This is a genomic window from Microbacterium sp. EB106-03-03-XG65 (assembly GCF_058791955.1).
This window is the reverse complement of the sequence record NZ_JBYTEB010000001.1, coordinates 2,069,660-2,082,662: the sequence shown is the minus strand read 5'-3', so window position 1 is coordinate 2,082,662 and position 13,003 is coordinate 2,069,660. Positions and strand designations below refer to the sequence as shown.

Sequence of the window (13,003 nt, the reverse complement as noted above, 5' to 3'; positions counted from 1 at the left end):
GTCCTTCCGTCGATTGCTCTTCACGATTCCACGATCAAGACCGGCTCGGTCGCCGCGACCACGTCGTCGACTGACACCCCCGGTGCTGTTTCGACCAGTACCAGACCCGCGTCCGTGACGTCGATCACTGCCAAGTCGGTGATGATGCGGTCGACCACACGGCGCCCGGTGAGCGGCAGCGAGCATTCGTCGACGATCTTCGCGGAGCCGTCCTTCGCGGTGTGCTCCATGAGGACGATCACGCGTCGCGCACCGTGCACCAGGTCCATCGCGCCTCCTGGACCCTTGACCATCTTGCCCGGGATCATCCAGTTGGCGAGGTCGCCCCGAGCAGACACCTGCATGGCTCCGAGGATCGCCGCGTCGATCTTGCCCGCACGGATCATGCCGAAGCTCAGCGCAGAATCGAAGAAGGCCGATCCCGGCAGCACCGTGACCGTCTCCTTGCCTGCGTTGATGAGGTCGGGGTCGACTGCCTCTTCGCGGGGATAGGGGCCCACACCGAGAATGCCGTTCTCGGACTGAAGCACGACTGTCACCCCCTCCGGCACATGATTCGGCACGAGGGTGGGAAGCCCGATACCGAGATTCACGTATGAGCCGTCCTGCAGTTCGGCGGCGGCGCGAGCCGCCATCTCGTCACGCGTGAGCGCCATCTCAAGCCCCTTCCACGGCGACCGTGCGCCGCTCGATGCGTTTGGTGATGTCGGGGCCGACCTCGATGATGCGGTGCACGTACACGCCGGGCAGGTGGATGCGATCGGGGTCGAGCTCACCCGGCTCCACGAGATGCTCGACCTGGGCGATGCACACACGGCCGGCCATGGCCGCGAGCGGATTGAAGTTGCGTGCCGCCTTGTTGAAGATGAGGTTGCCGTGGCGATCGCCGGCAAGAGCGTGCACCAGCGCGAAATCGGTGGTGATGGCCTCTTCCAGCACGTACTCCTGGGGAGTCCCGTCGATGTCGAACACGCGCACCTCCTTTGCCGGAGAGGCGAGGGCGGTCGCCCCGTCCTGTGCGTAGCGACGCGGCAGCCCTCCCTCGGCGACCTGGGTTCCCACGCCGGTCTGGGTGAAGAATGCTCCGATGCCCGAACCGCCGGCTCTCAACTTCTCGGCGAGGGTCCCCTGCGGCGTGAGTTCGAGTTCGAGTTCGCCGGACAGGAACTGACGCTCGAACTCCTTGTTCTCGCCCACGTACGACGATGTCATCTTGCGGATCCGCCCCGCGCCGAGCAGCACTCCCAGACCCCAATCATCGACGCCGCAGTTGTTGCTGACGACGCGGAGATCGGTGGTGCCCTGCGCGAGGATCGCCTCGATCAGAGCGATCGGATTGCCGGAAAGCCCGAATCCTCCCACCGCGATCGAGGATCCGTCCCAGATGTCTGCCACGGCTTCCGCTGCGGATGCCCTCTGCTTGTCGATCACGCGTGCTCCTTCGAAGACGTGCCTGGGAACAGGATCCCGCGGTCGTCCCCCGCACGCGAGCCCGCTCTTGTGATGTGGACTGATCCGGCAGTAGCGTCCACATCATGGAACAAACATCGCGCGGGGTTCCCGGAGCGCAGGCCATCGCTCGCGCAGCCGCACTGTTGCGCCTCGTCACTGCCAGTGGAGCCGGCGGCGCCCCGCTGCATGACCTCGCCCGGGCCTCCGGCCTCACCCGGTCCACGACGCACCGGCTCCTCTCGGCGCTGCGTGCAGAGGGTCTCGTCGATCGAGATGAGGAGTCGACGAAATGGATGCCGGGACCCGAGCTCTACCTGATGGGCAGCGTCGCGGCGGCGCGGTACGACGTCACGGGGCTCGCGCGCGACATCGTGCGATCGCTTGCGGTCAAGACCGAGGAGAGCGCCTTTCTCTCGGTGCGTCGCGCAGACGAGACCGTCTGTCTCGTACGGGAGGAAGGAGCCTTCCCCATTCGGTCCTTCGTGCTCAGTGAAGGAATCCGCTTCCCCCTCGGTGTCGCGAGCGCTGGACTCGCCATCCTGGCCTTCCTGCCGGACCACGATGTGGACGCTTATCTCGAACGCCACCCCCGATTGGAGCAGGAGTGGGGAGCGCCGCACAGCGCTCTGCCCCTGCGCACCCGGCTCGCCGAGACGAAGGAGCGGGGCTATGCGGTGAACCCTGGCCTGATCGTCGAGGGAAGCTGGGGGCTGGGCGCAGCCGTGTTCGACAGATCAGGTCGACCCGAGTGGGCGTTGAGCCTCACGGGAGTCGGATTCAGATTCGGACCGGAGCGGCTCCCCGAACTCGGCCGAACGCTTCTCGCGCACGCACATCAGCTGTCCGCGCGGATCGCCAACGCACGTCGCTAGCTCGTTGCAGCTTCGCTGCACGCAATACATACCACCGGGTATATACTTCTTGGTATGAATCGTATCGACGTGATCCCGTCTCTCGTGCTCTCCGGGTACGCGCTGGGGCGGATCGCCGCGCAGGATGCGGGGAACGATGCCCCCGCGGCCCAATGGCGCGTCCTCAACCTGCTCGAGAACGCCGGCCCTCAACGCGTCGGGGAGCTCGCGGCCGCGGCGCGCACCACCCAGCCCGGCATGACGAGACTCATCGGCAACCTCGAACGCGACGGCCTGGTGCTGCGCTCGCCCGTCCCCGAGGACTCACGCGCGATCGCGGTCGACATCACCCCCGCCGGCTCCGACGCTCTGAGCGCCTGGCGCGCGGAGTTCCGCGACATCCTCGCTCCTCGCTTCGCCGCCCTCGACGACGACGAGTGGAGCGCACTCACCCGCGCCGCCGAGATCCTGGCGGCACACACCACAATCGACTCGACAGGAGTGAACCGGTGACGAGCACCACCACATCCATCTGGAGACAACCCGCGCAGGTCTGGGCGGTCGCATTCGCGTGCGTCGTCGCGTTCATGGGAATCGGGCTGGTCGACCCGATTCTCCCTGCCATCGCCGACTCCCTGCAGGCCAGCCCCGTCGAGACCGAGCTGCTGTTCACCAGCTACCTCGCCGTGACGGGTCTCGCGATGCTGGTGACCAGCTGGATCTCGAGCCGCATCGGTGCGAAGAAGACCCTGCTGATCGGGCTCGCCCTCATCGTCGTCTTCGCCCTGTTCTGCGCGTTGAGCGGCAGTGTCGATGCGGTCATCGGATTCCGTGCGGGCTGGGGTCTGGGCAATGCCCTCTTCATCTCGACAGCCCTCGCCACGATCGTCGGCGCGGCCTCGGGTGGCAGCGCCGCCGCGATCATCCTCTACGAGGCCGCCCTCGGACTCGGCATCGCCATCGGCCCTCTGCTCGGTGGAATCCTCGGTGAGCAGAGCTGGCGTGCCCCGTTCTTCGGCGTCGTCGCACTCATGGCGATCGCGTTCCTGGCCGTGCTGGTGCTGCTGCGCGGTCCGGAGGGGAAGCGCACGCCGATTCCCTTTTCGGCTCCTTTCAGAGCGCTCACGCGTCCCGCACTGGCGGTGCTCGCTGTCGCGGCCTTCTTCTACAACATCGGCTTCTTCATCCTGCTCGCCTTCTCGCCGTTCCCGCTCGGCTTCGGGGCGATGGGCATCGGCTTCACCTTCTTCGGCTGGGGGGTCGCACTCGCCGTCACGAGCGTCTGGGTCGCTCCCCTGCTGATGCGTCGGATGTCGCGCACCCGCGTCATCCTGACCGTCCTCCCGCTGCTCGCGATCGATCTCGTCGTCGCGGGGCTCCTCGTCGAGTCCGCTGCCGCCCTGGTCACCTGCATCGTCATCGGCGGTCTTCTGCTCGGAATCATGAACACCGTGCTCACCGAGGCAGTGATGGAGGCGACCGACCTGCCGCGCTCCGTCGCTTCTTCGGCGTACTCCTCCGTGCGCTTCCTCGGCGGAGCGGTGGCACCCCCGCTGGCTGCGGCGCTCTGGCACGCATTCAGCGCGACCGTGCCGTATCTCGTCGCCGCCGGCGCGATCCTCATCGCCGCTGCCGTGATCTTCTTCGGGAGAGCGACATTGGCGCACATCGACGACGAACCCGCCGACGCGGAGCTCGAAGACGCTGAGGCCATCCTGCTCGGCGACGCGGCCTGATCGAGCACCACCCCGCAGATGAGCGACACGAGTGAGATTCGCTACGGTGGGGCGATGAACGCCCTCCCCGAACGCAGCATGCTCGTGAAGCAGCACCTCGACGAGGCCGACATCCGCGCCGAGATCATCGTGCTCCCGGAGTCGGCGCGTACGGCGACGGAGGCAGCGGCAGCCATCGGCTGCGACGTGTCGGCGATCGCCAACAGCCTGGTCTTCCTCGCCGACGGGGTTCCTGTGCTGGTCATGACGAGCGGTGGGCATCGCGCCGACCTGCAGGCCGTGGCGCTGAGCATCGGAGCGAACGAGGTGAGCATGGCACCGCCGTCGGTCGTGCGCGAGGTCACCGGACAAACGATCGGCGGTGTCGCGCCCGTCGGTCATCCGGCTCCTCTGCCCACGTACATTGACGCGGCTCTGGGAGCGCATGATCAGCTCTGGGCTGCGGCGGGCCATCCGCACACGGTCATGCCGCTGACCTTCGACGCACTGCGGGCCCTCACCCGCGGCACCGTGATCACTGTCACCTGATCGCTCTCACTTGACGGTGACGGCGATCTCAGCGGACTTGCGATTCGCAGGGTCTTCCGGCACCGAGCCGCGGAAACGATACTCGAAGCGCACGACGGTCGTGCCGGCCCCGATCGCGGGGAACCGATAGGTCATCTCGCTCGGAGAGCCGGTCGCACCCTCCTCCCCGAGGTAACGGCTGCGTTCGCCCCCTTCTCCGAGGACCGCGGGATCCGGCTCGCGGGTCAGCACCCAGTCGTCCCCGACCGAGTGGTTCACCTCACCGAACTCGACGACGAGTGCCTCGCCACGCGCGAGCGACACGGACGACGTCGTGTACTCCACGCGCCGCTCGATCACCGAAGCGCAGCCGCCCAGCGGCAGCGTGATCGCCGCCGCCACCATCACGGCTGCCACTGCCCGTCGCACGTCGCGCATCGCCATCCCCTTGCGTTGGCATCACGCTAGCGCAGGGTCGCGCGTCTGGACAGACGCAGAAAAGCCCCGATGACTGGCGAGAGTCATCGGGGCTGATCCGTGCACCCCCTGGGACTTGAACCCAGAACCCACTGATTAAGAGTCAGTTGCTCTGCCGATTGAGCTAGAGGTGCGTGGCCCGGGAAACCCCCGGCCGAGGAATTACATTACCAGCCGATCACGCCGAGGCGAAATCGGGACGGGAGGTCCGTGCGCGCCGCGCGTGTCGCCCCGTTTCGGACCGCCCGGGGCGGCGAGCCCGGGGCGGTTATCCTGAGGGGGTGACCGCTTCCCCGCACCCGGCTGATCTCAGCCACGACCTCGAGCTCGCCCTCAGGCTCGCAGACGCCGCCGACGCGCAGTCCCTGGCGCGCTTCGACAGCGCAGACCTGCAGATCTCCACGAAAGCCGACCGGTCGCATGTGACGGACGCCGATCTCGCGACCGAGAGAGCGATTCGCGCGCTCCTCGCCGCCGAGCGTCCGGACGACGGGATCTTCGGCGAGGAGTTCGGCGCGGAAGGCAGCACCGAGCGCCAATGGATCATCGACCCCATCGACGGGACCGCGAACTTCCTTCGCGGGGTTCCGTTGTGGGGAACCATGATCGCGCTCGCGCTCGATGGGGTTCCGCAGGTGGGCGTCGTGAGCATGCCTGCTATGGGGCGCCGATGGTGGGCCTCGACAGGCGCGGGCGCATGGACCGCGACCGACGACGGCCCGCGACGGCTGCACACCTCCGCGGTCTCGTCACTGGACGATGCGAGCGTCAGCTTCCAGAGCATCACTCAGTGGGCGGAGGCCGGCCGACTGCCTCAACTGCTGACCCTTGCGGATCGAGTGTGGCGGGATCGGGCCTACGGTGACATCTACGCATACATGCTCCTCGCTGAAGGACGCCTCGACATGGTCGCGGAGTTCGGCGTGAAGGAATACGACATCGCGGCCGCCGTACCGATCGTCCGAGAAGCAGGCGGACGCATGACCGGCTTCGACGGCGCCGAGACGATCTCCGACCTCTCGACACTGGCCAGCAACGGCACTCTCCACGACGCGTTCCTGCGGCTCCTGCACGACTGATCACCACGACCAAGGCCCCGATGACCCCTCGCCTCACCTCAGCCCTGAGCGGTGCGCTGCTCGTCGCTGTCGCACTCACGGGCTGCTCCGCCGTCGCGCCTGAGACGACCCCCTCGTCTCCCGCTGCGCAACCGTCTGCGACGGCGCCCGCGCAGCCCGAGGCGTCTCCGTCGCCCTCTGTGAGCGCCGGACTGCCGACGTGCGACGCGATGATCTCCGAGGGCACTGTCGCGGCGCTCACGGACCTCGGGTGGACGTTCGAGGAGAAGGAGTTCGTCATCGGCGATGTCACGATGTCTGACGGCCTGCTGTGCTTCTGGGCGGACTACTCGGTCGCGTCAGACCATGGACAGCTGTACGGATGGTCGGAGATCACTCCGGAGGACGCGACCCGCGCGCAGTCATCGCTGCTGTCGCATGGGTGGACCCGTGACGACGGCCCCGAAGGCATCTACATCACCGAGGATCCTCAGTTCGCGATGGGCACAGACGAGGCCGGGTACGGGATGACCTATCTGTTCGGCGACGGCTGGGTGAAGGTCGCCGACACCCGCGAAGGGCTCATCCTGATCGACTGGGCGAGCTGACCGCGCGTCGCCGCATCCGGACCGTGCGACGGTAGGGTCGCAGTCATGACAGGAGAGGCCTCACTTCTCGAGATCGCGTCGACGCTGTACGCAGGCCCGCTCGACGACTTCATCCGGGAGAGGGACCGGCACGCCGCTGCGGTGCGCCCCACGGACCCCGCCCTGGCTGCCGAGATCCGCGCCCTGCGCAAGCCATCTGTCGCCGCGTGGGTCGTCAACGTCTTCGCGGTCGAACGAACCGCGCAGCTCACCGAGGCGCTCGAGCTCGCCGAACAGCTGAGAGAAGCGCAGGAGGACCTCGACGCCAAAGCCCTCAGCCAGCTCGGCCGCGAACGACGCGCACTCACGGTCCGCCTCGCATCCATGGCCGCCGACCTCGCGGAGAGCCGAGGCGAGCGCATCACCCCAGCGACACGGGAGTCCGTGAACCAGACACTCAGCGCTGCGTTCTTCGATGCCGACGCCGCCGTCGCCGTATCGTCAGGGCGTCTCGTTCGAGCTCTGGAACCGCAAGGCACCTTCTCTGACGCGATGGACACGATCGTCGGCGGCGGGGCACCGGTCGCGCCCGCCCGAGAGAGCCGCCCTGATGATGAGGTGGCGGCTCGACGAAGACGACGCGACGCCGAACGCGAGCTGCGGGACGCTCGACGGATCCGCGACCACGCGGCCGATGAAGCCGCCCTCTCGACGCGCAGAGTGCGGGAGACCGCACGCACGTCGGATGCTCTCGCCTCCCGCGCGGCGGAGCTGGAGAAGGAGCTCGAAGCAGTGAGGCATGATGCCGAACGCGCACGACGAGAACTGCAGCGCGCCGAGGTCGCGCAGCGTGACGCCGCAGCCGGACTGGCCGATGCGGATGCGGCGGCGAAGCGGGCGGAAGCCACCCTCGAGAGTCTCGACTGAGCCTCTCGGGTCAGCGAGCCCTCGACTCTCCTGATCCATACGAAACCCCCCGTGGGACTGCACGAAGCAGTCCCACGGGGGTTATCACCGTGACAGCGACCTGGTGCGCTCAAGTATGGTTTCTGACGTGTATCATGTCTCGTCGACGTGGGCCAAAGACGAGCGATCAGGTGTCCCGATGATACACCGAAGCGGACTGGCAGTGGAGGCTTGCGTCTCCGAACTCTACCCACAGCTTCTGTAAGGCGTCGAGGCGTGCTGCGAGTGCGTGAGCACACCGCACATCGGTCACCAGCCAGACTCATCTGGTGAGCCCCCCGGGCGGGGCAACAGTCCCCCGGATTCCCGCGCTATGCTCCCGATATGGCCCCCGCGAGGTTGTGTTGGATCTGCCGAGACGCCCCCGCCAATTCTGGGGAGCATAAGTATCCGGCCCGATACCTTCGGCGGATGCGAGTGGATTGGAAGACCGTGTCTCACGGAAGCTTCGACGGGTCGATCTTCCATACACAGGGCCCCGGCTCGAATAATTTCAAGCTGCCGGTGCTCTGCTCTCAGTGCAACAACGCGCGCACAGCGAAACAAGACCGAGCGGTCGACTCCCTGTTGAGAAGGGTCGCCGCGAAGGAGGACGACATCTGGAGATCCAGAGAAGTATCCCTGGATCTCGGGGACCACGATGCCCTTGACCTCTACCGCGGACTGCTGAAGCTTGAGTATTCGCGTCATGCGAATCACGACGTACCGATACATGGCGCGGTCGCCGATTTCGTCGCGGGCGGCGCGGATTGGCGCGGTGCTGCGGCAAGAACGCGAGTGACCTTTCGGGCGGTCGAGAATCTCAAGAATTGGTCCGTCTCCTACCCGTCTGAATCCGACCTTCGGCACTTCGGGCCATTCCACGTCCAACAGATCAACTTCGGCTGGTTTGGAGTGCACTATGTGACGATAAATAGCGACGACCTACCGATGTGGCCGGACTGGGATCTCTCGCACGCAGCCTTGAGGTCTTGCTCGTTTACTCGTTACGGCGCGGTGGATCCATGGTTGTGACTCCTCAGCCGCGTGGTAAGTGATACGACCCGTCGTCTAGCAAGAAACGGCTATCCACACCCTGAATGCGCCGACGTCAGCCAAACCTAAGTCGTCAGTGTCGCCAGCGCTGCGCACTCCTCTCGCCGGCGACACGCATGACTTTCATCCACGCCGAATAGCGTGTGTCGGCGATAGCTTGATGTCGTGCATGTAGTCGACCGCCTCGTCACCGCTAAGTCCTTCGGCCACAGCGGGGAGTACGCGCCCGAAGCAGAGGACGCGAGCCCGGAGTTCTATCTTCCGCTGACATCGCTGAGAGACCGAACCGCAAGCTTGGTACTCGGCGAACCTGGGATAGGCAAGTCGACCGCGATGCTTCACCTCTTCGAACAGTGGAGCGCCGATGGCCACGCGATTGAGTTAGTGAACCTTCGCGAGTGCACTTCAGGGCGCAGCCTGGAGGTTGCGTTCGAACGGCTCGACACATTTGAAGACGCACGGTTGCTTCTGCTGGACAGCGTCGACGAGGCACCGACGCTCATCAACAACTTCGTGCCTTTTCTCAGGAAGACGCTGACGCGTCTTACCACGGCGGGCTGGCAGGTGATCGCCACCTGCCGCACGGCGGAATCGGTCATGGCGTTGCATGATCTGTTCGACGAGCTGGAGGAGGGCGCATCACACGTTCTCCTGCCGCTGCGTCGCAGTGACGTCGAAGCCGTTGCGCACTCGATGGGCATCGAAACAGAGACGTTCCTAACGGAACTCGCGAGCCGGAGACTCGATTCGCTCGCGGCGGTGCCCTTCACTTTGCACTTACTGTGTGAGATCTACCTTGAGGACGGGTCGTTCCCTGACTCACGAGCGGACCTATTTGATCGCGCGATCCAGCTCTCACTTGGACACAGCTCCGTGGCAGGGTACACGCCGCCGGCTCCGAGCACGGCGGTCCCTTTGCAGCAGATAGCCACGGCAGAGCGTCTCGCCGGTTTCGCCACTTTCTCGGGCACCACCGACTTTGCCCTCTATCAAGCGGGAACTCCGTCCGAAGCGACCCAGACAGAGCTGCTAGTAGGAATCAGCCCCGTTGCGAATCGCTCAGTGAACATCGAGAACACCGACTTCCAGGATGTTCTCCGGACTTCCTTGTTCGCGTCGAGCGGGACGAGCCAGAGCCGATTCGCGCATCGACGTCTCCAAGACTTTCTCGCTGCACGGTTCTTGATTCGCCATCAGATTTCGAGGTCCCGCCTGGAGTCGATCCTCATCGTTCCCGATGGCGAGGTGATTCCGCCCCAGATGGCCGACGTGGCCACTTGGTTGGTAGCGCTTGATGGGGACTCTTTTCGCTGGCTTGTCGAACTCGACCCGATCAGTCTCGTCCGCAACAAAATTGCGCTCGACGTTCCTGAGCTTGCAGGCTCCCTAGTCGAGCTCTTGTTACAACGAGCAGCGACGGTCGAGCGGGCAATCACCTGGCGAGATGAGCTCGCCGGGCTCGAGCACACCGAACTGCGGGGCCAGCTGCAATCGACTTTGCGCACAGGCGATGAGATCGAACGAGTGGTCGCATTACGGATTCTTCGCGACTCCTACGTCCCTGGCCTAGAGGATGAGCTTGCTGCAATCGTCTCCGACCGCTCCGCGACGCCGAGAGAGCGGGAGTTGTCAGCAAGTGTGATCTTGCGACAGCAACTCGCCGAGCACCTGGATCAATCCGACCTTGTGACCAGCGACTACTTTGCGAACGACCGTAGCGGGGAGCTCCGCGGGCTTGTGATGCGCGCGCTCTGGCCCAAAGAGATGACGCCACTGCTCCTCACGGAGTTGTTGTGGCAACCGCGGGAACACGTGCTGGGCAGTTACTCGACGTTTATATCAAGCCTGAGCGACTCGCTGACCGACGATTACGCTGCGGCAATCTTGTCCTGGGCGGCGACTGCTGACGCGTTGGACACCCGGTGGTGGTCCGGGCGGGGCAGCCTACGACAGCTTGTGCAAAGCGCCATGGCTACTCGGCTCAAGACGATCACAGGCGACGGCGATGTTCCAGCTGACGTAACGGCAGCGCTACACGCCCAGCTCACCGCAGGACATCGTAAGCTCCCTATTCGTCGGGACGAGATGAGTAGCGAAGCCCGTCGTGCGCTCATCCGCTCCCTCGGTCCGCTGTTCGCCGATGACCGCATTGGCTGGTTCCGACTTCAGGGCGCCGGGTTCTCTGATGGGTCTTCACTCATTGAGCGCGAAGACTTGGGCTGGATGCTGAGGGTCGCTCAGGGAGCCTCAGGGGCGGAGCGGAGCTTCTGGGTCGAGCTCGTCGACCGATTCCTGGACTCGGAACGCCCCGAAGACATGGTGTTGATCTGGCTCACGCGTGATACGCCGCTTTGGTCTCACTTCCGGTATCGATTCGACCCGATCCGACTCGACTCCGACCACGCGGCCAAGGCTCGCGAGCAGTTCCGCGCCTATCGCGAGGAGGCATCGGCAACAAATCAAGTGGAGACCGAAGGAATGACCGCCGATGCCTACACGGCGGGCATCCGCGAGCGGTTGGAAGAGTCGCGTGCTGACACAGTACGATTCTGGGACCTCGCGCGTTGGCTGGACGTGGACCTGGAGCGCGCGCAGTTCCGGTACAGCTTCAGCCCAGATCTCCTTTCTACGAACGCCTCGCAGCACCTGGACGCCAGGACGAGAGCCGATGTCTGCGCACTAGCCGGTGAGTTCCTCAGGAATTCGCACGTCGAGGGGCTTTCCGAGGTATCGCCATCGGAGTACAGCTTCGTGGCCGTAGCCGCCTATCAGGCACTGCATACCCTGCTGAAACACGACGAATCGTCACTCGACAGCGTAACCGGCGATGACTGGGCGCGTCTGAACACCCCAGTGCTCGAGTTTCCGCCAACGGGAGTGGAGGGAGAGGAGAGAGAAGCGTTGCTCCAACGATCTTTCCTGGCAAACCCTGAAGCGCTCCGCAGCGCGGTGCACGAACATCTTCGACGTGTCAGCCGGGAATCCAGCGTCAGCCACTACGTGTCCGGGCTCGCCCCCTACATGGACGATTCCATGGAACCAGAGATCCGGTCCGGTATTCGGAACAGCCAACAATCCAGACGAGAACTCACGCGCATATACCTCGAGCGGAACGAGGAAGGCGCTCTGTTGTGGATGCGTCGGCGAATGAAAGTCTCATCCTCCGCCGCTGAGCTGGCCACCATAATTGAGTCAACGCTGCGAGCGAACCCCGCCGAGGGGGTCCGATTCATGGAGTCGCTACTCAATAACCGGGCCGACCTGGCAAAGGTGACAATGCCGTTGTTCGCGCAGGCAGAGCGCTTCGAGTCGGCGACTCTTCTGGGGATAGACGTGCAAACGCGCGCCAGGTTGTACATCGAGGTTGCAGCTCTATTCCCGCCCGGAGAATCATGGCCCTCCGGAGTCCACTCCGTCACTCCCCAAGAGGATCTCGCCGAGTGGCGAGATGAACTGCTCTCCGGCGTTGTCCGCGAGGGGACACGAGACAGTCTGGCGGCCGTTTCGGCAATAGCAGGCCGAGTTCCCGGCGACGTCAGCGGTCACGCTTTGATCCGTGCCCGCGAGGCATACCGCCTTGCCGGCTGGTTCCCTCTCGCCGTTGCAGAACTTCACTCCGTACTCGAACGCACTGACACGCGCTTGGTGCGGAGTTCCCGCGATGTGAAGCTCGCCGTATTGGATGCCCTGAGAGAGATTGAGGATTGGTTGCGCGGCGAGACACCTCAAGCATTCGCGCTTTGGAATCTGGGGGCGAACCTGGCAAACCCGAAAGATGAAAACCACATCTCCGATTGGTACTGCCACGGGTTGCGTTTGCTGCTCGCACGCAGTGGTCTGATCATCAACCGCGAGGTTGAGGTCGTCAACCGCACAGGTCGAGGGGTCGGAAAGCGTAACGACCTTCGAGTCGAGGTGCGCGATCCCGACAGCGGTCACGCATACATCGTCGTCGTCGAGGTGAAAGGGATTTGGAACTCGGAAGTCAAGACAAGTCTTCGTGCACAACTCGCCAAGGACTATCTACAGGATGCCGGGCTCACGCACGGCGTGTACTTAGTAGTCACGTTTCCGCCCGGTCAGATCACAGTGCAGTCCCGCGCGGCAGCCGCTCGCAGAAGATCCAAGGGCCTGCGTGACCACCTCGCCGCCGAGGCGGTCTCTCTGGCCCCTGCCCTCGACATCTCGGCAGTCTTCCACGACGCGCGGTTGCCGGTGTGATGCGACTCCGTGGCTTCGGAGAGCCTGTTCGCTAACACGAAGTCGATTTCGGTGCGACTCGAACGTTGCGCTCGAGCCGCGCACCGGTTGGAGTACGTCGCTCCGAACCGGAC

General features: G+C 64.8%; 12 protein-coding genes and 1 tRNA gene. 9 read left to right on the top strand and 4 right to left on the bottom strand.

Annotated features, from left to right (window positions below; translation table 11 throughout):
* Positions 1–20: 20 nt before the first annotated feature.
* Both AC3WS6_RS09755 and AC3WS6_RS09750 read right to left on the bottom strand, forming a co-directional pair.
* The gene (locus AC3WS6_RS09755; RefSeq protein WP_492500830.1) at positions 21–656 is read right to left on the bottom strand and encodes a CoA transferase subunit B; all 636 of its coding nucleotides are present in this window, start codon (positions 654–656) and stop codon (positions 21–23) included.
* 1 nt (position 657) lies between these two features.
* Positions 658–1,431, bottom strand: coding sequence for a CoA transferase subunit A (locus tag AC3WS6_RS09750; protein ID WP_492500829.1), 774 nt, complete (start codon positions 1,429–1,431; stop codon positions 658–660).
* Positions 1,432–1,535: 104 nt separating this feature from the next.
* On the opposite strand from AC3WS6_RS09750, the gene AC3WS6_RS09745 reads away from it, so the two are divergent.
* From AC3WS6_RS09745 to AC3WS6_RS09730, 4 genes are read left to right on the top strand one after another with little or no spacing between them, the layout of a single operon-like run.
* Positions 1,536–2,324, top strand: a complete 789-nt coding sequence (locus AC3WS6_RS09745) for an IclR family transcriptional regulator (RefSeq protein ID WP_492500828.1) — start codon at positions 1,536–1,538, stop codon at positions 2,322–2,324.
* Between the two features lie 54 nt (positions 2,325–2,378).
* Positions 2,379–2,816: a MarR family winged helix-turn-helix transcriptional regulator gene (locus tag AC3WS6_RS09740; protein WP_492500827.1), complete on the top strand. Its 438-nt coding sequence runs from the start codon at positions 2,379–2,381 to the stop codon at positions 2,814–2,816.
* Entirely contained in the window at positions 2,813–4,039 is a 1,227-nt protein-coding gene (locus AC3WS6_RS09735; protein ID WP_492500826.1) for an MFS transporter, read from the top strand. Before AC3WS6_RS09740 ends, AC3WS6_RS09735 begins: the two co-directional genes overlap by 4 nt.
* 54 nt (positions 4,040–4,093) lie before the next feature.
* Positions 4,094–4,567 carry a YbaK/EbsC family protein gene (locus tag AC3WS6_RS09730; RefSeq protein ID WP_492500825.1) on the top strand — a complete coding sequence of 158 codons (474 nt, stop codon included), beginning with the start codon at positions 4,094–4,096 and terminating at the stop codon, positions 4,565–4,567.
* Between the two features lie 6 nt (positions 4,568–4,573).
* Here the strand turns inward: AC3WS6_RS09730 and AC3WS6_RS09725 are convergent, their stop codons facing one another.
* Positions 4,574–4,984 (bottom strand): hypothetical protein, encoded by a 411-nt coding sequence (locus AC3WS6_RS09725; RefSeq protein ID WP_492500824.1) that lies wholly within the window; start codon positions 4,982–4,984, stop codon positions 4,574–4,576.
* A gap of 100 nt (positions 4,985–5,084) precedes the next feature.
* Positions 5,085–5,157 (bottom strand) — tRNA-Lys (locus AC3WS6_RS09720).
* Between the two features lie 147 nt (positions 5,158–5,304).
* Here AC3WS6_RS09720 and AC3WS6_RS09715 point away from each other — a divergent pair.
* The 5 genes from AC3WS6_RS09715 (at position 5,305) to AC3WS6_RS09695 (ending at position 12,890) form a co-directional block, all read left to right on the top strand.
* On the top strand, positions 5,305–6,102 hold the full coding sequence (locus AC3WS6_RS09715; RefSeq protein ID WP_492500823.1) for an inositol monophosphatase family protein: 798 nt from the start codon (positions 5,305–5,307) through the stop codon (positions 6,100–6,102).
* Positions 6,103–6,122: 20 nt separating this feature from the next.
* Positions 6,123–6,689 (top strand): hypothetical protein, encoded by a 567-nt coding sequence (locus AC3WS6_RS09710; RefSeq protein ID WP_492500822.1) that lies wholly within the window; start codon positions 6,123–6,125, stop codon positions 6,687–6,689.
* Between the two features lie 45 nt (positions 6,690–6,734).
* The gene (locus AC3WS6_RS09705; protein ID WP_492500821.1) at positions 6,735–7,595 is read left to right on the top strand and encodes a transposase; all 861 of its coding nucleotides are present in this window, start codon (positions 6,735–6,737) and stop codon (positions 7,593–7,595) included.
* Between the two features lie 456 nt (positions 7,596–8,051).
* Positions 8,052–8,648 (top strand): hypothetical protein, encoded by a 597-nt coding sequence (locus AC3WS6_RS09700; RefSeq protein ID WP_492500820.1) that lies wholly within the window; start codon positions 8,052–8,054, stop codon positions 8,646–8,648.
* A gap of 186 nt (positions 8,649–8,834) precedes the next feature.
* Positions 8,835–12,890: an NACHT domain-containing protein gene (locus tag AC3WS6_RS09695; protein ID WP_492500819.1), complete on the top strand. Its 4,056-nt coding sequence runs from the start codon at positions 8,835–8,837 to the stop codon at positions 12,888–12,890.
* Positions 12,891–13,003: the final 113 nt, after the last annotated feature.